At 31.5% G+C, this 19,716-nt stretch carries 16 protein-coding genes; 14 read left to right on the top strand and 2 right to left on the bottom strand.

Features of this window, described 5'->3' with window-relative positions; all coding sequences use genetic code 11:
* The first annotated feature begins 99 nt into the window (after positions 1-99).
* Positions 100-1,920, top strand: a complete 1,821-nt coding sequence (locus LRR82_RS09275) for a putative bifunctional diguanylate cyclase/phosphodiesterase (RefSeq protein WP_249029147.1) — start codon at positions 100-102, stop codon at positions 1,918-1,920.
* Positions 1,921-1,955: 35 nt separating this feature from the next.
* Here LRR82_RS09275 and LRR82_RS09270 read toward each other — a convergent pair whose 3' ends face one another.
* On the bottom strand, positions 1,956-2,465 hold the full coding sequence (locus LRR82_RS09270) for a TetR/AcrR family transcriptional regulator (RefSeq protein WP_249029146.1): 510 nt from the start codon (positions 2,463-2,465) through the stop codon (positions 1,956-1,958).
* A gap of 180 nt (positions 2,466-2,645) precedes the next feature.
* Between LRR82_RS09270 and LRR82_RS09265 the strand changes: the two genes are divergently transcribed.
* Positions 2,646-3,410, top strand: a complete 765-nt coding sequence (locus LRR82_RS09265; protein WP_249029145.1) for an N-acyl homoserine lactonase family protein — start codon at positions 2,646-2,648, stop codon at positions 3,408-3,410.
* A gap of 74 nt (positions 3,411-3,484) precedes the next feature.
* Positions 3,485-4,273, top strand: coding sequence for an SDR family NAD(P)-dependent oxidoreductase (locus LRR82_RS09260; RefSeq protein WP_249029144.1), 789 nt, complete (start codon positions 3,485-3,487; stop codon positions 4,271-4,273).
* A 117-nt stretch (positions 4,274-4,390) separates the two neighbouring features.
* Here LRR82_RS09260 and LRR82_RS09255 read toward each other — a convergent pair whose 3' ends face one another.
* Positions 4,391-5,584 (bottom strand): MalY/PatB family protein, encoded by a 1,194-nt coding sequence (locus tag LRR82_RS09255; RefSeq protein ID WP_249029143.1) that lies wholly within the window; start codon positions 5,582-5,584, stop codon positions 4,391-4,393.
* A 249-nt stretch (positions 5,585-5,833) separates the two neighbouring features.
* Between LRR82_RS09255 and LRR82_RS09250 the strand changes: the two genes are divergently transcribed.
* The 11 genes from LRR82_RS09250 (at position 5,834) to LRR82_RS09200 (ending at position 19,715) form a co-directional block, all read left to right on the top strand.
* Positions 5,834-7,246, top strand: coding sequence for a S41 family peptidase (locus LRR82_RS09250; RefSeq protein WP_249029142.1), 1,413 nt, complete (start codon positions 5,834-5,836; stop codon positions 7,244-7,246).
* A 10-nt stretch (positions 7,247-7,256) separates the two neighbouring features.
* Positions 7,257-9,230 carry an excinuclease ABC subunit UvrB gene (gene uvrB, locus LRR82_RS09245; protein WP_249029141.1) on the top strand — a complete coding sequence of 658 codons (1,974 nt, stop codon included), beginning with the start codon at positions 7,257-7,259 and terminating at the stop codon, positions 9,228-9,230.
* Between the two features lies 1 nt (position 9,231).
* Positions 9,232-10,380, top strand: coding sequence for a tRNA nucleotidyltransferase/poly(A) polymerase family protein (locus LRR82_RS09240; RefSeq protein WP_249029140.1), 1,149 nt, complete (start codon positions 9,232-9,234; stop codon positions 10,378-10,380).
* 3 nt (positions 10,381-10,383) lie between these two features.
* Positions 10,384-13,206, top strand: a complete 2,823-nt coding sequence (uvrA, locus tag LRR82_RS09235) for an excinuclease ABC subunit UvrA (RefSeq protein WP_249029139.1) — start codon at positions 10,384-10,386, stop codon at positions 13,204-13,206.
* A 10-nt stretch (positions 13,207-13,216) separates the two neighbouring features.
* Positions 13,217-14,152 (top strand): HPr(Ser) kinase/phosphatase, encoded by a 936-nt coding sequence (gene hprK, locus LRR82_RS09230; RefSeq protein WP_249029138.1) that lies wholly within the window; start codon positions 13,217-13,219, stop codon positions 14,150-14,152.
* A gap of 2 nt (positions 14,153-14,154) precedes the next feature.
* Complete coding sequence (gene lgt, locus LRR82_RS09225) at positions 14,155-14,964, top strand: prolipoprotein diacylglyceryl transferase (protein ID WP_318031841.1); 810 nt, start codon at positions 14,155-14,157, stop codon at positions 14,962-14,964.
* Positions 14,957-15,607 carry a pyrophosphatase PpaX gene (gene ppaX, locus LRR82_RS09220; protein WP_249029137.1) on the top strand — a complete coding sequence of 217 codons (651 nt, stop codon included), beginning with the start codon at positions 14,957-14,959 and terminating at the stop codon, positions 15,605-15,607. The genes lgt and ppaX overlap by 8 nt, the downstream gene beginning before the upstream one ends.
* 1 nt (position 15,608) lies before the next feature.
* Positions 15,609-16,532, top strand: coding sequence for a thioredoxin-disulfide reductase (gene trxB / locus LRR82_RS09215; protein WP_249029136.1), 924 nt, complete (start codon positions 15,609-15,611; stop codon positions 16,530-16,532).
* Positions 16,533-16,636: 104 nt separating this feature from the next.
* Complete coding sequence (locus LRR82_RS09210; protein WP_249029135.1) at positions 16,637-17,488, top strand: DMT family transporter; 852 nt, start codon at positions 16,637-16,639, stop codon at positions 17,486-17,488.
* Positions 17,489-17,855: 367 nt separating this feature from the next.
* A complete protein-coding gene (locus tag LRR82_RS09205; RefSeq protein WP_249029134.1) occupies positions 17,856-18,821 on the top strand; it encodes an ABC transporter substrate-binding protein in 966 nt (321 codons plus the stop codon).
* Positions 18,822-18,830: 9 nt separating this feature from the next.
* Positions 18,831-19,715 carry an ABC transporter permease gene (locus LRR82_RS09200; RefSeq protein ID WP_249029133.1) on the top strand — a complete coding sequence of 295 codons (885 nt, stop codon included), beginning with the start codon at positions 18,831-18,833 and terminating at the stop codon, positions 19,713-19,715.
* Position 19,716 lies beyond the last annotated feature (1 nt).

The raw sequence follows: 19,716 nt of genomic DNA, 5'->3' as shown, positions 1-19,716 counted from the left end.
AGAATCCTTCGGGATTCTTTTTTTATACTTTTTAAATGGATTGATAAAATGAAAATAAAGTGATAGTATAAATAATATAGGTTTTAAAAGGAGAAAAATATGTCAGATACAAATAAAGTATTATCAATCACTACAGAAATGATAGCGCAAGAATCTGTTCCCCAAGCTATATTAGTGGGACAAAATAAAATATGTCAAACGTATCAATATGATTTAGCTACTTCTTTTATTCGATTAGATGCAGAATTATTTTGTATTCCTTTGTTTGTATGTGGCTACCAAAAAGAACCAAAAACAGTTGAAAAAGAACAAAATGTTGATTTCACAAAATCTTATTATCAACATAAGGAAGAGGTGTTAGTTGATTTTGAAGAAGATACTTTTATTCATACTACTAATTTCTCTTTATACCAAAGTAAATTAGAATCTTTAGGATATATTCCTCATTTAGATAAAGAAATAAGTGAAGCTTGTATCTCTTTTGTAAAAGGACAAGATGCAGGTGTATTAGGTTTTTTTGTATTTGAACGTTATGAAGGATCTAAATATTTAACAGTGCAAGAAATTGAAGAAACGAAAGCTCTTTTATTAATAATGGCTACAAAGGTAGAAAACTTTGAAACAAAAAAACAACTAAAAGAAGAAGAAAATAAAAGTATTTTTGATAAATTAACAGGATTACCAGTACTTCGAGAATTTAAAAAAGAAGCAAGGAAGTTATTAGAATTAGAAGATAAGTACGCTATTATTTATTTAGATATTGATAAATTTAAATATATTAATGATATTTGGTCTCGAGAAACAGGGGATGATATATTGAAGTCATTAGCTCATGTGATTCAAAAGAATATTGGTGATAAGGAATGTTGTTGTCGTGTTGAAGATGATAAGTTTGTGGCAATGATTCGATATGAAACACAACAAGAATTAGAAGATAAAATTGATAGTGTGAATGTTCAGTTTAAACAAATGCAACAAGAAAAGTTTTGTGATGTTAAGATTACAGTGATTGGTGGTATTTATAAAATAGGGGTAGAAAAGAATATTGATTTATTGATGGATAAAGCAAATATTGCTAGAACTTCATCAAAAGGAACGTATGATAATACATGTACAATCTATGATCAAGATTTAGAAAGCTTAAATGCTAGAGAAAAACAACTAGAAAATAGAGCAGCTTATGCACTAGAACATCATGAATTTATCCCATTTTTACAACCAAAGTTTGATATTCGTACAAACCAAATATGTGGGGCTGAAGCACTAGCAAGATGGAAGATAGGAGATAGTATGATTTCTCCAATCGAGTTTATTGGCTTGTTTGAAAAAAATGGTTTTATTACAAGAATGGATTTTGCTATTTACGAGGCAACATTAACTTTTATGCAACAACTATTACAAAAAGGACATCAATTAGTACCTATTTCTATGAATGTATCTAGAGGACATATGAAAGATACAACGTTCTGTAATCGTTTTTTAAAACTATTAGAGAAGTACCAAGTACCATGTAACTTGATTGAATTAGAAGTAACAGAAAGTGTTTTTATGGATGATAAAGATATTATTACTAATTTTATTAAAGAGTTACGTGATCATGGAATCATGGTTTCAATCGATGATTTTGGAACAGAATATTCTTCTTTAAATTTATTAAAAGATTTAGTAGTAGATACTATTAAATTAGATAAAAGCTTTATTGATGATCTTTTAGTAGATAAAGATGTTCAAAAGAATAAAGTTATTATTAAAAATATTGTAACAATGATTAGGGAATTAGGGTTTGATATTATATTTGAAGGAGTAGAATCAGTGCAACAAGTTGATTTCTTAAAAGAAATCAATTGTTATACTGCCCAAGGATTCTTATTTTCTAGACCAATACCTCTAGCAGCCTTTGAAAAAGAATATTATAAATAAAAAGGAAGAAATTAATTTCTTCCTTTTCTTTATTGTTATTTGTGTTTTAGTATTTCTAATACTGCTTTTGTTGCCTGTTCTGGGGTTTGCTTGGATTCGTTTTCTACATAAGATAACATCGAAGAAAAGAGTCCACCAACAATAAATGTTTGTTGAGTAGGAGTAAAGAAATCTTTATACTTTCCTTTTGATAAAACATAGTTTACATACTTTCCAAAAGGTCGATACATGAGTATATGAAGATCATTTTTTAAATATACTTTGATATCAGAATTTAAATTCCCCCAAAAATTAAAACATTGGCATAAAGCTTGTTCTAAATCTATTTCATATGTTTGAAAAGATGAAATATATTCAGAAAATACACGGTCAAAATGAAATTGAAGAATATCTTCTTTGTTTTCAAAATTTCTATAAAATGTAAGTCTTGATACTCCTGCTTTTGTTGTTATGTCGGTAATTGAAATTCGATGATAAGGATTGTCTTTTATTAGTAGGAGTAGTGCATCTGCAATCCATTGTTTACTTCTATCTGATTGTTTCATATTTTAGTTCCTTCAAGTGTAACAAAATCAATGATTATGTATCTTCCTTTCTGTTTTTTAATAAATTATAATAAATGTAACGTTTGTTACATTTTTAACATATCTAATAAAATTCGTCAAGATAATGTACTATTATTAGCTGTTTTGATGTAATAACTAAAGAAAGGAAGTGAAGAAACTATGAGTAGTCTTGAAAAAGGTTATGTCCGTCTTCATAATATATATGCTGGGGGATTAAAACTAGGTGCTGGTAAAACACCAGTTGCATTTTATTTAATAGAACATAAAGATGGAAAGATACTTTTTGATACGGGAATGCCACCTGAATGCATGGATAATTTAACGGAATATTGGGGTCCAACAATTGCTAGTATCTCTGAAGTTGATATGACAGAAAATGAATTGGTAGTCAATGCATTAGATAATCTTGGACTGAAAGTGGAAGATATTAAGTATGTTATTCAAAGTCATCTCCATTTAGATCACAGTGGTGGTATTGGATTTTTCCCTAATGCAACATATATAGTCCAAGAGAGTGAATGGCAAGCGGCACATGATGAAAATTATCCATATCCTATTAACCAACTTTATATTGCTAAGGATTTTGATAAAGCAGTGAATTGGAAGTTTTTAAAAGGGATAGAGGATGATTGTTATGATTTATTTGGTGATGGATCTGTTGTTGTTTGGTTTACACCAGGACATACGCCAGGACATCAAAGTCTTGTGTTGAATACTAAAAAACACGGACGTATTGTATTGACTGCAGATGCATGTAATGATTTTGCTACTTTACAAGGAGAAACAAAGTTTTCGCTTTGTTGGAATGAAACAGCAGCTATGGAATCATTAGCTCGTCTACAAAAGGCACAAAAAGATGGTTATACAATGCTTTTTCCACATGATGTGGAAAAATGGAAAACATTTAAAAAGTATTATGACTAAAATAATAAATATTGTTGAGTATCAATATAGCGAATAAAGACGCTTTATATCTTTATAAAATAGGAGGAGAAAATATGATGGAATTATTAAAAGACAAAGTAGTAATTGTAACAGGTGGTGCTAGTGGTATGGGTGCTGCATATGCAAAACGTTTTATTGAAGAAGGTGCAACAGTTATTATAACTGATATCAATGAAGAACTTGGAACATCTTATCAAAAAGAACTAGGTGATCAAGCAATGTTTTATAAACATGATGTTGCTGATGAAGAACAATGGAAAGAACTTGCAGCACTAGCAAAAGAAAAATATGGACATGTTGATGTTTTAGTAAACAATGCAGGTATTGGAGGAAATAAACCAATTTTAGATTTCCCTGTAGAATTATATATGCGTGTTGTTTCAGTAGACCAAGTTTCTGTGTTATTAGGTATGAAATATATTGGAGGTTTAATGGCAGCTCAAGGGAATGGATCAATCATTAATATTGCATCTACCAGTGGACTTGATGGACAATTATTTGGAGCAGCATATTGTAGTGCAAAATGGGCAGTTAGAGCCTTATCTAAAACAGGTGCATTAGAATTCGCAAAATTCAATGTACGTGTAAATTGCTTACTTCCAGGATTTGTAGATACACCATTAGTTGCAGCACCAGAATTTGCAGAATTACGTGCTAGCTATGAAGAAACAATCCCACTTAAACGTGCCGGAAATGTGTCTGAAATTGCAGAAGCTTGTTTATTCCTTGCTAGTGATATGTCAACATATTGTAATGGTACAGAATTAGTAGTGGATGGAGGATTAAGTTCTACAGCACATGCTTATTCAGATTATATGATTCATAGTTTAAAAATGTGGTAATGTTAAATAAATTTTTGATAACGGAGTAGTATGTTGCTACTTCGTTATTTTATTTATTGCTAGAAATAAGAATAGCGAATCGACCAGTTAGGCCAATTCGCTATTATTATGTCATATCTATTTTTTATCTAACGCTTCAGCCATACGTCTTAATCCTTCTACAACTTGAGATTTAGGACAAGCTAAGTTTAATCGTACAAAACCTTCAGAGTTTTGAACAAACATATTTCCACTTTCTAAAATAACACCTGCATTACATGCAAAGAAGACAGCAATATCTTCTCCTTTATCAAAATAAGCATTTAAATCAATCCAAGCTAAGTAAGTAGCTTGAGAAATAGTGAATTTCGCTTTTGGTAGATGAGTTTGTAAAAATGTTTGGGTATAAGCAAAGTTTTCATCTAAGTAATCAATTAATTCTTCTAACCAAGGTTCTCCTTTATCATAAGCAGTTTGGCAGGCTACAAGACTTAGTGGATTTTCTCCACCATGATGAAGTTTCTTCCAAGTAGCAGATAACTCTTTATCTCTAATAAGAAGATTCGATATCATCATACCAGCTAAGTTAAATGTTTTACTGGGTGCCATTGCAGTTACTAAATGAGAATAGTTAGGCATTATTTTACCAAAAGGAATATGAGTTTGATTTCTACGTAATAAATCACAATGGATTTCATCTGAAATAACCCATAAATTATTTTCTTCTACAATAGTAGCAAGTTTTTCTAATTCTTCTTTTGACCATACACGACCACTTGGGTTATGAGGATTACATAAGATAAATAATGTTGTTTTTGGATCTTTTGCTTTTTCTTTGAAGTCATCAAAATCTATTTGATAATAACCATCTTCATATAATAAGTTACTACAAACTAAATCACGATCATTAAAAGTAGCAGCAGTTTGGAAATGTACATAAGATGGTGTCATAATAAGGACCTTTTCATCTTCTTTACATATGATTCCTGCTAAATCTAAAAGTGCTGGAACAATCCCATGAGAAATAATTAATTCTTCTTTTTCAAAAGACCAATCATAACGTTTTTGACACCAATTTAAAAAAGTGTTTACATAGTCATCACCAAAGATATTCGTATACCCTAGTATTTTTCTATCTAGACGTTCTTTCATTGCGTCTAAGACAACATCAGGTGTTGCTAGTTCCATGTCGGCAATCCACATACGAATTAAATCTTCTTCTTTGTATGGGATGTTTTCAGGAACACCATTTTTAAAGATGGACCCTCGATATCCATCTGTACTAACAGCACTCGTATTTGTTCTGTCAATAATTTCATCAAAATTATACATATTTGTTTCTCCCCCTTATGTAATTTTGTATTAATAAAGTAAGTGTAGCACTGAAAGAACGCTAAGTCAAACTACGATTGTCTAAAAGCTTATAAAATGGAATTAAGTAGATATAATGTATAATTTTATAAGAAAAGAGGATAATAGAAGTGCTTGTTTTCTCCCATATTATAACTTATTTTGATAAAAACGTAGTTTTAATGAAATTAAGTTCTTAATGTGATAAAATATAGAAACGAGGTGAATTCAATGAATAAAAATATAAGAAAAAAGAAGTATAATATAGCATTTATTGTTAGCTTTATTATAAATGTGATGTTAGTAGTATGTTTGGCAGTAAGCTTGCTTTTTCAAGATACTACCATTGTATTAAATAGTGAGAAGGCTTTGTTTGATGAAGCATATGAAGTAATAGAGTCAAAATGGTATAATGGTTCGGGTGAAGATATTGATTTTGAAAGTAATTCGATTGAAGGGTTAGTGGATGGATTAGGAGATGCTCATTCTAGTTATTTAACGGTAGAGGAAGCAGCTACTTTTAATGATTCTGTTAGTGGAACTTATGTTGGTATTGGGGTTGGGTTTCATATGTTAGAAACAGGGGGAATGATTACTCGTGTTTATGAGGAAACTCCTTCTAGTGAGTTAGGGTTAGAAGTAGGGGATATTATTATGGAAGCAGATGGGACTTCTTTGGAGGGATTAACTTCAGATGAAGTAGTGGATCTTATTCGTGGTGAAGAAGGAACTTATGTAACGTTAACTATTTTAAGAGGAACAGAAGAGTTTAGTGTGGATGTACCTAGAGAAGATGTAGATATTTCTACAGAATATGAAATTCGTACTTATAATGGAACTTTATTTGGGTATATTGAGATTACTACGTTTGGAACTAGTACAAGTAGTGAAGTAGAAGCGGCTTTACAAGTTTTTGAAGCAACGGGTGTAGAGACATTGGTTATTGATTTAAGAGATAATGGTGGTGGATATTTATCGGCTGCTAGTGATATTTTAGATTTGTTTATTGAAGCAGGAGATCCTATTTATCAAATGCAAGGAAATAGTGGTCCAGCAGAAGTAACTTATGCAACAAATTGTACAAAGTATCATTTTGATAGTGGTTATATTTTAATTAATGAAAGCTCTGCTAGTGCTTCAGAATTAGTAACTACTTCATTGCAAGATATGTTGGATTATACGATTGTAGGGACTACTAGTTATGGTAAAGGAACTGCACAAACACAATATCAATTGTCAGATGGTTCTATTTTAAAATATACGTATGCAAGATGGTTAAGTGCAAATGGACAATATATTGATGAAGTTGGAATTATACCGGATGTAGAGGTAGAAAATTTAGATATTTCTAATATTAGTACAGCTGATTTAACTACTGATTTGAGTGAAGATATGGTTGATACAGGAGTACTTGCCTTGCAAAAGATGTTAGTTATTTTAGGGTATGATGTTGATCGTCAGGATGGTTATTTTTCAGAAAGTACAAAGGAAGCTTTGGAAGCTTTTGAAGCGGATTATGGTTTAGAAGTAGATGGTGTTTATAGTAATGCGGATCATCATTATTTAATTGGTAGAACAATGATTTGTATTCAAGATGATGCTAATGATTTACAATATAAAGCAGTATTAACAATGTTGAATTAGAGGTGAAAAAATGGAACAGTTTTTGTTAGAATCACAATATAGTCCAAAAGGTGACCAAGTAAAAGCAATTGATGAATTAGTAAAAGGTATTCATCAAGGTAAAAAAGAACAGGTATTATTGGGTGGTACAGGGACTGGAAAGACTTTTACTGTTTCGAATGTAATTGCAAAAGTAAATAAACCAACGTTAGTGTTAGCACATAATAAGACACTAGCAGGTCAATTATATTCTGAATTTAAAGAATTCTTCCCACATAATCGAGTAGAATACTTTGTTTCAAATTTCGATTTTTATCAACCAGAAGCATATATTCCAGGTAGAGATTTATATATCGATAAGAATTCAAAAACTAATTATGAAATAGAAATGTTACGCTCAGCCGCTATGAACTCTTTGATTGAAAGAAGAGACACTATCGTAGTGGCTTCTGTTGCATCTATTTATGGAACAAGTAATCCCGAACAGTATAAAGAAATGATTTTTTCTGTGCGAGTAGGACAAATAATAGATAGAAAAGAGTTATTAACATTTTTAGTAGATCGTCAATATCAACGTAATGATATGGATCAATCAAAAGGGACATTTCGAGTAAGAGGGGATGTTGTTGAAATTGTTCCTGGACATACAGAAGCATATTTAATTCGTATTGAATTATTTGGAGATGAGGTAGAAAAGATTAGTGAAGTAGATCCTTTAACAGGAAAAGCACAAAAAAACTATCCTACTTATACAATTTATCCAGCCTATGGTTATGTTACAAACAAGCAACAAATGTTGCATGCTTGTACTACAATTAGTGCAGAATTACAAGAACGTTTAAAAGAACTAAAAGATGAAAATAAGTTATTAGAATTTCAACGATTAGAACAACGTACGAATCATGATGTAGAAATGTTAAAAGAAGTGGGTATGTGTCCAGGGATTGAAAACTATTCTCGTCATATAGATGGTCGTGCTAGTGGACAAAGACCTTATACGTTGATAGATTATTTTCCAGATGATTTCTTACTTATAGTAGATGAAAGTCATGTTATGTTACCACAAGTAAGAGGGATGTATAATGGTGATCGTTCTCGTAAAACAACATTAGTAGAATATGGATTTCGTTTACCAAGTGCATTAGATAATCGTCCTTTATTTTTTGAAGAATTTGAAGGATTAGTAAATCAAGCTATTTATGTATCTGCAACACCAGGAGATTATGAGTTAGGACATGTTGATCATGATGTAGTGGAACAAATCATTCGTCCAACAGGATTGTTAGATCCAACATTAGAGATTATTGGCAGTGAAGGTCAAATTGATAATTTGGTTTATCAAATTAATGAACGGGTACAAGTAAATGAACGTATTTTAATTACTACCTTAACAAAAAGAATGGCAGAAGATTTAAGTGCTTATTTAAAAGAATTAGGTATTAAAGTAGCTTATTTACATTCAGAAACAAAAACATTAGAAAGAATTCAAATTCTTAGAGAATTACGTTTAGGGAAATATGATGTATTAGTAGGTATTAACTTACTAAGAGAAGGTTTGGACTTACCAGAAGTTAGCTTGGTTTGTATTTTAGATGCGGATAAAGAAGGTTTTTTACGTAGCAATCGTTCACTTATTCAAACTATTGGACGTGCAGCTAGAAATAGCAAAGGTCATGTTATTATGTATGCAGATAAGATTACAGATTCAATGCAATATGCGATTGATGAAACAAACAGACGTCGTGAAATACAAAAAGCATATAATGAAAAGCATAGTATTACTCCACAAACAGTTAAAAAAGAAATTCGTGATGCGATTCGTGGTCAAGAAGTAGTAGAACAAGCAAGTGACTTTATTTCCAAAGGAAGAAAAGCAAACAAGAAACAAAAACAAGAAATGATAGTAGAATTAGAAAAACAAATGCAAGATGCTGCAAAAGCTTTGGATTTTGAAAGAGCGATGGAATTAAGAGATATCTTATTGGATCTTAAAGGTGAAAAATAAGATGGTAGTAAAGGAAATATATTCTACTATATTGGATGAAATAGAAATAGCTGGTGGTAAGGTTTTTATTGTGGGTGGTACAGTTCGTGATTATTTATTAAACCAAGAGATCGATAACCAAGATATGGATGTAGAAGTATATGGTTTAACAATGGTACAATTACAAAATGTATTACAACAATTTGGAAAAGTAAATGAACAAGGAAAAAGCTTTGGGATAGTAAAGCTAAATGAATATCCTATGATAGACTTTGCATTACCAAGAATAGAAAAACAAATAGGAGTAGGACATAAAGAATTTGAAGTACAAATAGATCCTGCTCTTTGTTATCGAAAAGCATCAAAAAGAAGAGATTTTACAATCAATGCTTTGATGTATGATTATCATCAAGGAATTATTCATGACTTTTATCAAGGGATAAAAGACATGAATAAGGGATGTTTAAGGATGGTTGATAAAGATACTTTTGAAGAAGATCCTTTAAGAGTATTGCGTTTGGCTCAATTTTTATCACGTTTCTCTTTTACTGTAGATGAACAAACTAAAAAACAATGTCAATATATGGTTGAAAACCATCGTTTAGATACTTTATCAAATAGTCGTAAATATGAAGAAACAAAAAAATTAGTATTCGGACAAAAACCAAGTATTGGTTTGGTTTTTCTTTTTGAGATAGGATATATTCAAGTATTATCTAAGGAACAATATAGTATCATTGATCATAGTAAAAAAGAAGAACGTTATTTACTTTGTTTATTATGTCACTTTTATCAAAGTGATCTTTTTGGTATACCTAAAAAGATAAAAGATTATTATCAAAGGTTATTAACAATGAGTGAGTTAGATATCGAAGAAGATAGCAAATATTATCAATTTTTACATCAATTAGATAGTAATATTTTGTTAGAAGATGTACTATCTTGGTTAGAAGTAATAGGAAAAAGAGAAGAACAAAAGATATTACAAAATAAAATAAATCATTTAGGGGTGGATGCTCCTACCCCTATTTTAAAAGGGAATGATTTTATAGAGTTAGGTATTGTTCCATCTAAATATTTAGGAATACTATATGAAGATTGTTATCAAAAGCAATTAAGTGGATATTCTAAAAGAGAATTGGTACAATATATAAAAGAAATGAAGAGGTAAAATATGAGAAAAGATCAGTTAGTGATAAAAGGTGCTAGAGAAAATAATTTAAAAGATATTGATTTAATCATTCCAAAAGATAAGTTAGTTATCATGACTGGGTTATCTGGTTCTGGTAAGACATCGCTAGCTTTTGATACTATTTATGCAGAAGGACAAAGAAGATATGTAGAGTCATTAAGTGCTTATGCTAGACAGTTTTTAGGGAATATGGAAAAGCCAGATGTGGATAGTATTGAAGGACTATGTCCTGCTATTGCTATTGATCAAAAGACAACATCGAATAATCCTCGTTCTACCGTAGGAACGGTGACAGAGATATTTGATTATTTACGTTTGATGTATGCCCGTATTGGTAAGGCTTATTGTCCTATTCATGGAACTGTTATTGAGTCTCAGACAATCAAACAGATGGCAGATATCATTGATTTATTTGAAGAAGGAACAAAGTTACAAGTATTGGCACGTGTTGTTCGTGAGAAAAAAGGGACTCATAAAGATACATTGGAACAATTAATGAAGGATGGATATGTTCGTGTTAAGATAAATGAAGAGATGCATTTATTAGAAGATGAAATTATCTTGGATAAAAATAAACGTTATACAATTGATGTTGTTATTGATCGTATTATAAAAAAAGAAGGATATCGTAGTCGTTTAATTGATTCATTGGAAGTAGGGTTAAAGTTAACAGGTGGAGAAGTGTTAGTAGAGGATATTACGAATCATACTGTTCGTTTGTTTTCACAACATTTAGCTTGTCCTGAGTGTGGTTTTTCAGTACCTAAATTAGAACCAAGATTATTTTCTTTTAATAATCCTTTAGGAGCATGTCATGATTGTCGTGGTTTAGGGGTTAAGAATGAGGTGGATAATGATTTATTGGTACCAGATTGGTCTTTGAGTATTATGGAGGGTGGACTTCGTTATTTTAAGACAGCGATTGGTACGGATCGGATTGAATGGCAAAGATTTTTAATTTTATGTGATCATTATGATATTGATTTATATAAACCTTTACAAGATTTTACAAAAAAAGAATTGAAGATAATTTTTGAAGGATCTTCTAAGTCTTTTCGTTATCAGTTAGTATCTAGTTCAGGAAATGTTAGTTCTACAACAAAACCAATTGAAGGAGTAAAAACATTAATTCAAAGAAGATTTGAAGAAACTACATCAGCTTGGTCAAAAGAATGGTATGCATCTTTTATGGCGGAACATACTTGTCCTACTTGTGGTGGGAAAAGATTAAATGAAGAGGTTTTATCAGTTCGTGTAGGAGGTCTAAATATTGCTGAGTTTACTGATATGTCGATAGAAAAAGCAGTAGAATTTATGCACAATCTACAATTAAGTGACTATGAGTATACGATTGCTAAATTAGTTATTAAAGAAATAGAAGATCGTTTAGGATTTTTATATGATGTAGGGTTAGGCTATTTAACATTATCAAGAAGAGCGGGTGGCCTTTCAGGAGGAGAAGCACAGCGAATCCGATTAGCTACTCAAATAGGATCTCGTTTAACAGGAGTGCTCTATGTTTTAGATGAACCATCGATTGGATTACATCAAAGAGACAATGATAAGTTAATTCGTACGTTAGAAAATATTCGTGATTTAGGTAATAGTGTATTGGTAGTAGAACATGATGAAGAAACAATGAGGGCTAGTGATTATTTAATTGATATTGGTCCTGGTGCAGGAGTTCATGGAGGTGAGGTTATTGCAGCTGGGACACCAGCGGAAGTAATGCAATGTGAACAATCGATTACAGGGAAGTATTTGTCAGGCCAATTGTTTATTGCAAAACCTAAAAAGCGTAAAAAAGGCAATGGAAATAAGATAGAAGTAGTAGGTGCTAGTGAAAATAATTTAAAGAATATTTCTGTTAGTTTTCCTTTAGGAACGATGTGTGTTGTTACAGGAGTGAGTGGTAGTGGAAAATCAACGTTAGTTAATGAAATCTTAGGTAAAGCAATGATGAGTGCAATCTATCGTTCAAAAGATAAACCTGGAAAACATAAAAAGATAAATGGATTAGAGTTTGTAGATAAGGTAATTGAAGTATCACAAGATCCAATTGGACGTACACCAAGATCAAATCCAGTTACTTATACAGGAGTATTTGATGATATTCGTGATTTGTTTGCACAAACAAATGAAGCAAAAATTAGAGGATATGATAAAGGAAGATTCTCTTTTAATGTCAAGGGTGGACGTTGTGAAGCTTGTCAAGGAGATGGGCTAAAGCGTATTTCTATGCATTTTTTACCAGATGTTTATGTTCCTTGTGAACAATGTGAGGGAAAACGTTACAATGAAGAGACGTTACAAGTTGTATATAAAGGCAAAAACATATATGATGTATTAGAGATGACAATTGAAGATGCTGTAGAATTCTTTAGTAACTTACCTAAAATAAAAAATAAGTTACAAACATTATATGATGTAGGATTAGGATATATTAAACTAGGACAAAGTGCGACTACTCTTTCTGGAGGAGAAGCACAACGTGTAAAATTAGCGAGTGAGTTACAGAAAAAAGCGACTGGGAAAACAGTCTATATTTTAGATGAACCAACGACAGGATTACATAGTCATGATGTTGCTAGGTTAATAGAAGTATTACAAAGAATTGTAGAGCAAGGTGATAGTGTTATTATTATTGAACATAATTTAGATGTTATTAAGGTAGCTGATCATATTATTGATTTAGGGCCAGAAGGTGGAGATGCTGGAGGTACGGTTGTTGTTACTGGAACACCAGAGAAAATTAGTAAATGTGAACAAAGTTATACGGGACAATTTTTAAGAAAGGTTTTATAGGGATAAGAAGATGTCAAAATCAATTACATTAGAAAAACTATTAAAAGAAAATGAATTTGTACAGGTAACAGGAGATGGTACAGCAATGCAACGTCCTGTTTATATTGCGGAAATTAATCGACCTGGTTTTGAATTAGCAGGATTTTTTACACATAGTGATTTTAGAAGAATTATTATTTTTGGAGAAAAGGAATGTGCTTTTATTGATCAAATGGGTGATGAGCGTCAAAAACTAATCTTCCCTCGAATTACGGATGATTTAACACCTTGTATTATTATTGCCAAAGGCAAAGAATGTCCACCTATTTTAAAAGAAATAGCTCAAAAGAAGAACTTTCCAATATTTATTACAGAAAGTCCTACTGGAAGAATTGCAATAGAACTAACAAACCGTTTAGATGAAGCATTAGCACCAGAAACATTAATGCATGGTGTGTTCTTAAATATCTATGGTAAGGGAGTTATTATTAAAGGAGATAGTGGAATTGGTAAATCAGAAATAGCGTTAGAACTAGTAAAAAGAGGACATTTATTAGTTGCTGATGATGCAATAGAGTTATATCATTTAGGACAAAGTATTGTTGGGAAAGCACCAGAAGTATTATTTAATTTATTAGAAATACGTGGAATTGGGGTTATTGATGTATCGAAGATGTTTGGTATTAGTTCTATTTTAGATCGTGATAAAGTAAACTTAATTATTCAATTGGATCGTTGGGTACCTTCGAAAGAGTATACTCGTATTGGTGTAGGGGAAGATGATGTAACAGAAACTATTTTAGGTGTGGAAGTACCAAAGGTAGTAGTACCAGTATCTAGTGGTCGTAGTATGGCTGTAATTATTGAATCTGCAGTAATGAATATGAGATTAAAGGAAAGTGGTATTGATTCGAGTAAAGAGTTTGTGGATCGTATATTAAAAAATATTGATAATAATAAGGGGTAAGGATGATGGAATTATTTCCGACAAGAGAAACATTTATATCGATTGGATCAATTACGATACAATGGTATGCAGTATTTATAATAATAGGAGCTTTTGTAGCCTATTGGATTGCAAAAAAAGAGTTTGTAAAAGCTGGATATGATAAAGAAATGGCATCTGATTTTCTAGCAAGTATTTTAGTTGTTGGGATTGTAGGGGCTCGTATTTGGTATGTTGTGTTTATGTTTGATGAATTATATAAAGATAATCTTTGGGATATTTTTAAGATTAATAATGGTGGACTTGCCATACAAGGGGGTATTGTAGCAGGGGTACTATTTGGATATTGGTTTTTTAAAAAAAGAAATATTTATTTTCTGTATGCTGGAGATGTTATTATGCCAAACTTATTATTATCACAAGTTTTTGGTAGAATAGGTAATTTTGTAAATCAAGAAGCACATGGTGGAGAAGTTACGTTGGAGTTTTTACAAAGTTTACATTTACCTAATTTTATTATTGAGGGAATGTATATAGATGGTGTTTATTATCATCCTACTTTTTTATATGAAGGAATTGGTAATTTAATAGGATTTTTAATTATTTATTTTGTGGTTAAAAAATATGTAAAGGTACAAGGAGTAGCTTTCTTTAGTTATTTTATTTGGTATGGTATTGTTCGTTTCTTTGTCGAAGGATTAAGAACGGATAGTTTATATTGGATGGGTATGCGTACAGCACAATTAACATCTATTGGTTTTGTAGTGTTTGGTGTGATAGGGTGTGTGTGGGCTTATCAGAGATATAAAAAAATGGAGGTAAAGGATGTCTAAGAAGTACGGAGTACTATTTGATTTAGATGGAACTGTGTTGTATACAGATGAATTGATATTAGAAACTTTTCAGTTTGTGTTTAAAAAATATAAACCAGGATATGAATTAAGTAGAGAAGAGTTATTATCTTTTTTAGGACCTTCTTTAAAAGCTTCTTTTGAAAGATATTTTGATCCTAGTATGACAGAGGAATTAATTGATTATTATCGTGAATTTAATCATGCGAATCATGAAAAATATGTGTATGTTTATGAAACTGTCCGTGAAACGTTAGCTAGTTTACAAGCAAAAGGGTATCCAATGGCAATTGTTACGACTAAATATAGCGTAGCTGCAATGATTGGTTTAGATACTTTTGATTTAACACAATATTTTGATGTAGTTGTTGGCTTAGATCATGTAACGCTTACAAAACCAAATCCTGAAGGAGTTTTGAAAGCAATGGAATTATTGGGTGTTGATCGTGCAGTCATGATTGGTGATAATGACGTCGATGTATTAGCAGCTAAAAATGCATCGATTCATAGTATTGCTATTAAATGGTCACCAAAAGGATATGCCCATTTAGAAGCGTTAAACCCAGATTTATTAGTGGATAAAATGGAAGAAATTATTCCATTTATTGAAAAGGTGAGTGAATAAAATGATAGATATTATAATTATTGGAGCTGGACCAGCTGGTTTATCAGCAGCATTATATGCTTCTAGAGCGGGAGCTAGTGTTCTTATGTTAGATGGAGCTGCTCCTGGTGGGAAATTAAATGTTAGTGCGGAAATAGAAAACTGGCCAGGACAAAAAAAGGTAGCAGGACCAGATCTTGCTTATCAAATGTTTGAGCATGGATTGGCTTTTGGGGCTAGTTATGAATATGGTTTGGTTGAAAAGGTAGAAGATTTAGGTGATTATAAGGTTGTAGTGACAACTGATAAAACTTATGAAGCGAGAATGGTATTAGTTGCTAGTGGGACAGTAGAAAGAAAATTAGGGTTAGAAAAAGAAGAAGAATTAACTGGTAAAGGAATTTCTTATTGTGCTGTATGTGATGGACCTTTCTTTAAAGAAGAAGAAGTAGCTGTTATTGGTGGTGGAAATTCAGCATTAGAAGAAGCAAACTATTTAACAAAGTTTGCTAGTATTGTTCATTTAATTGTCCGTCGTGATCAATTTAGAGCAGATAAGATAGTCCAAGATAAAATCAAAGCAAATGATAAAATCAAGATTCATTTTTTACAAAAACCTATTGAAATTATAGAAGAAAATAACAAAGTAGCAGGATTAGTATTAGAACATAGTCAAACAAGTGAAACTATGAATCTTCCTGTAAAAGGGATATTCCCTTATGTTGGATTAGACCCAATTACTAGTTTTGTAAGTCATTTAGGAATTACAAATAAAGTAGGTTATATAGAAGTGGATAAACATATGGAAACAAATGTAAAAGGTATCTTTGGAGCAGGAGATGTTATTGATAAAGTATTACGTCAAGTTGTTACTGCAACCAATGATGGTGCGATTGCAGGGCAATATATGAGTGAATTATTACAAGATCAATCACTACAAAAGTAGTGATTTTTTGTTAATAAAGAAGTGTATGTTAAACTAATCAAATAAGTTTCTATATTTCATGATTTGGTGTATAATGAACAACAGTTTAAGAAAAGAGGTATTTTATGAAATTAAAAGCAGTTATATTAATGTTAATGTCAGCAGCATCATTTTCATTAATGCAAATATTTGTTGCTAGTACATCTGCAACAATCCCTTTGTTTGAACAGTTATTTTTTAGAAACTTAGTAGCTACATTTGTTGCTTTTATGGCACTTAGAAATAAAAAAGTAAAATTGTTTGGAAAAAAAGAAAATCAGGTTAAATTATTTTTAAGAGCTTCGTTTGGTTATTTAGGGATGATTACTACTTTTTATGCATCAGGAAATGGGAATCAAGGAGATGTTTCTACGATATTAAAAATGTCACCCTTTGTAGTAACCGTTTTAGCTTTTTTATTTTTAAAAGAAAAGATTACAAAGTATCAAATTATTGGTTTACTCGTTGCTTTTCTAGGAGCAGCCTTTGTTGCTAATCCAGAATTTAACTCAGATATTGTACCAATATTAGTAGCTATGGTAGCTGCTGTATTCTCAGGTATGGCCTATACTATGATTGGTGCTTTAAAAGGAAAAGAAGTACCAGAAGTAATTATCTTTTACTTCTCCTTCTTTTCAACGGTAGTAACACTACCGTTGATGGCTATGAATTGTGTTATGCCAACCTTATTAGAAGTTGTTTTATTAGTATGTATTGGTATCTTTGCAGCGCTAGGGCAGATTGCTTTAACCCATTCTTATGCGCTTGCAAAAGCTTCAGAAATAAGTATTTATAATTATTCAGGGATTATTTTTTCAATGATTTTTGGTTATATTTTCTTAGGTCAAACTGTACAATGGAATTCAATTGTAGGATCATCATTAGTTATTGTAGCTGGATGTATTGTCTTTTTTGGAAGTAAAAAGAGTGTTTCGTAGCTATTTTATTGTTTTTTTATAAAAACATAGTGCTTTGGAATTGACATTTTGTTTTTAGATAGAATATAATGGGATAAACCAATGAACGGAAGATAAAACAAGTATAGCGCTTATAGAGAGTAGACAAATGGTGGAATGTTTACAGTATGCATCTTGACAAATGGATCCGTGAGGGCGACCTGAAAGCTTTTAGTTAGTATGGAAGACGTTTACCTACGTTATCAGGGAAAAAATGTGATAGCATTTTGAAGAAACCATAAACAAGGTGGCTAAATAAGATTTTAAGTACACTTATCCTTGCATTAGGATAGGTGTTTTTTGTTTATTATGGGAATTCTTCAGTGCGGGAGAAATGGAGAAAAGAAAGATGAAAAGAGTAGTGAAATTAGTTTTATGTATGATGATGGCAGTAACGATGTTTGGATGTAGTAGTGAGAGTGAAGAGGAAACAATGACGGTAGGAATTATTAAGTATACGGAGCATACTTCATTAGATGCAATTGAAGATGCAATTACGGTAGCTATTGAAAATAGTGGACAAGATATTGAAATTATTTATAAAAATGCAGCCGGAGATACTTCAATAATGACAACTCTAGTTGAGCAAGTAATATCACAAGGAGCAGATGTTATTGTTGCTATTGCAACACCAACAGCACAAGCTTGTGCACAATTTGCTAGTGATGTACCAGTTGTATTTGCGGCAGTAGAAGATCCAGTAGATGCTGGATTAGTAAATGATACAAGTGCACCTGATTTAAATATTACAGGAACTAGTGATGCATTGGCATTAGATGAAATAGTAGCTTTAATTCAAGAGGTTTATAGTGATACACAAACAATTGGTTTTTTATATAACACAGGAGAAGCAAACTCTGTATCTTCTTTAGAAAAATTTGAAGAATATGCAAATGCAGCTGGAATGGAAGTAGTAAAAATTGGAGTAACGGGAACAGCAGATATTAGTACTGCTCTAAGTACTTCTTTAGATAAAGTAGATGTAGTATTTTCACCAACAGATAATACAATCGCTTCTGCAATGACTCAAGTAAGTGAAATGTGTAAAGATGCAGGGAAAGCAATTTTCTGTGGTGCAGATTCAATGGTTAGTGATGGTGGATTTATGGCTTATGGAATTAACTATGAACAACTTGGAACGACTACAGGAGAAATGGTTTTAGATATTTTAGCTGGAAGTGATGTTAGTGAAATACCAGTAGCAGTATTTAATGAAGATTTAATTGTTTATATGAATCAAACAACAGCAGATTCAATTGGATTTGATGGTTTAGAAGCAGTGCAAGAAAATTATACAGTAGAAATATTTGAATAGAGGTACAATATGACATTATCAACAATTATAGGTGCAATTGAATTAGGTCTAATCTTCGCAATTATGTCATCAGGTGTGTTCATTACTTTTCGAGTAATGGACTTCCCTGATTTAACAGTGGATGGAAGCTTCACATTAGGATGTGCAAGTGGCGCTATTTTAGCGTATTATGGTCATCCTGTTATTGGAGTAGCTGTCGGTTTCATGGCAGGAGTTTTGGCAGGATTGTGCACAGGATTTTTACACACCAAAATGAAAGTACAATATATTTTAGCTGGAATTATCACAATGACAGGTCTTTATTCAATTAACTTACGAGTTGCTGGTGATAAACCAAACTTCTCCTTATTTGGAAAAGATACTATTTATAGTTTATTTGAAACAATCACAAATGGAATGTTTGGTAAGTTTAGTGATTTAGTTTTATTAGCGTTAGTTAGTGGTGTGATATTGATGTTGGTTGTTTTATTTTTCAAAACACCAGTTGGCTTAGCACTGCGTGCTACGGGAGATAATGAACATATGGTTCGTGCATCTTCGATTAATACCGATCGTATGAAATTATTAGGACTAGGATTAGCGAATGGATTAGTAGCACTAGCTGCTGCTATTTATACACAATATCAATTATTCTTTGATATGGATTTAGGGATTGGGATGATGATTGTTGGATTAACAGGGATTATTATTGGGGAAACAATATTTGGTAAAAAATCAATCTTACAAAGTATTATTGCTTTGACAATAGGATCTGTTTTATATCGTTTATTATTAACTTATGTATTGAGTATGGGGATGAATCCAAATGATTGGAAATTATTGAGTGCTATCTTTGTAGCCTTTGTTATCAGTTTACCAACAATTCAAATGTATTTATCAAAGAAAGGGAAATAAA

The sequence above is a fragment of the Tannockella kyphosi genome (assembly GCF_021054785.1).
GTDB classification, from domain to species: domain Bacteria; phylum Bacillota_I; class Bacilli_A; order Erysipelotrichales; family Coprobacillaceae; genus Tannockella; species Tannockella kyphosi.
This window is presented reverse-complemented; position numbering and strand designations above follow the sequence as displayed.

Excerpts from the sequence above, each read along its gene's own strand:
- LRR82_RS09275 (WP_249029147.1), top strand. The coding sequence starts at position 100 with ATGTCAGATACAAATAAAGTATTATCAATCACTACAGAAATGATAGCG.
- LRR82_RS09270 (WP_249029146.1), bottom strand. The coding sequence starts at position 2,465 with ATGAAACAATCAGATAGAAGTAAACAATGGATTGCAGATGCACTACTC.
- LRR82_RS09265 (WP_249029145.1), top strand. The coding sequence starts at position 2,646 with ATGAGTAGTCTTGAAAAAGGTTATGTCCGTCTTCATAATATATATGCT.
- LRR82_RS09260 (WP_249029144.1), top strand. The coding sequence starts at position 3,485 with ATGATGGAATTATTAAAAGACAAAGTAGTAATTGTAACAGGTGGTGCT.
- LRR82_RS09255 (WP_249029143.1), bottom strand. The coding sequence starts at position 5,584 with ATGTATAATTTTGATGAAATTATTGACAGAACAAATACGAGTGCTGTT.
- LRR82_RS09250 (WP_249029142.1), top strand. The coding sequence starts at position 5,834 with ATGAATAAAAATATAAGAAAAAAGAAGTATAATATAGCATTTATTGTT.
- uvrB (WP_249029141.1), top strand. The coding sequence starts at position 7,257 with ATGGAACAGTTTTTGTTAGAATCACAATATAGTCCAAAAGGTGACCAA.
- LRR82_RS09240 (WP_249029140.1), top strand. The coding sequence starts at position 9,232 with ATGGTAGTAAAGGAAATATATTCTACTATATTGGATGAAATAGAAATA.
- uvrA (WP_249029139.1), top strand. The coding sequence starts at position 10,384 with ATGAGAAAAGATCAGTTAGTGATAAAAGGTGCTAGAGAAAATAATTTA.
- hprK (WP_249029138.1), top strand. The coding sequence starts at position 13,217 with ATGTCAAAATCAATTACATTAGAAAAACTATTAAAAGAAAATGAATTT.
- lgt (WP_318031841.1), top strand. The coding sequence starts at position 14,155 with ATGATGGAATTATTTCCGACAAGAGAAACATTTATATCGATTGGATCA.
- ppaX (WP_249029137.1), top strand. The coding sequence starts at position 14,957 with ATGTCTAAGAAGTACGGAGTACTATTTGATTTAGATGGAACTGTGTTG.
- trxB (WP_249029136.1), top strand. The coding sequence starts at position 15,609 with ATGATAGATATTATAATTATTGGAGCTGGACCAGCTGGTTTATCAGCA.
- LRR82_RS09210 (WP_249029135.1), top strand. The coding sequence starts at position 16,637 with ATGAAATTAAAAGCAGTTATATTAATGTTAATGTCAGCAGCATCATTT.
- LRR82_RS09205 (WP_249029134.1), top strand. The coding sequence starts at position 17,856 with ATGAAAAGAGTAGTGAAATTAGTTTTATGTATGATGATGGCAGTAACG.
- LRR82_RS09200 (WP_249029133.1), top strand. The coding sequence starts at position 18,831 with ATGACATTATCAACAATTATAGGTGCAATTGAATTAGGTCTAATCTTC.